Consider the following 479-nt stretch of genomic DNA (forward strand, 5'->3'; position numbering starts at 1 on the left):
GCATTAACTTAGCTTTATTACCCACTTTGTGGATTGCTAATTATCTGGCAGGAGGTTCAAGGACTGGAATTGTTAGCCTTGCGGTCTTCCTACTTTTAGGAATTGTTTTGACGCCGTTAGTAATCGGCTTCAGTTTGATTGTTAACACCTACATTATGCAAACTCGTGAAGGCAAAAGTTTGACTGCCAAATTATCGCTTATTTTAGGCCTTAATTTTTTATTCATGTTGGTTGCTGGTTTAGCTATTTTGTTTTTGAATCAATTTTTAGGACGCTTCGTTGGAATTTTGCTTACCCTTTTAGGGATTGATGTAACTTTAACTTTCATTTTTGTTTGTTATCTCTTTTATTCATTTCTTTATCAAGTGGTTCCTATCAAAGGCAACGTGGATTATATTATTGTTTTAGGAGCGGGGGTACGATCTGAAACCGTAACTCCACTCTTAAAAGGACGCTTGGATAAAGCCCTCGAATATTAT

Annotated in this window: 1 protein-coding gene; it reads left to right on the forward strand. The window is 36.3% G+C overall.

Going from position 1 to position 479, the window contains the following annotated elements:
- Positions 1-479: YdcF family protein (locus C1I98_RS46575; protein WP_497846370.1), on the forward strand; the 479-nt coding region annotated here is incomplete at both ends.

This window comes from Spongiactinospora gelatinilytica, assembly GCF_003236385.1.
Taxonomy (GTDB): domain Bacteria; phylum Actinomycetota; class Actinomycetes; order Streptosporangiales; family Streptosporangiaceae; genus Spongiactinospora; species Spongiactinospora gelatinilytica.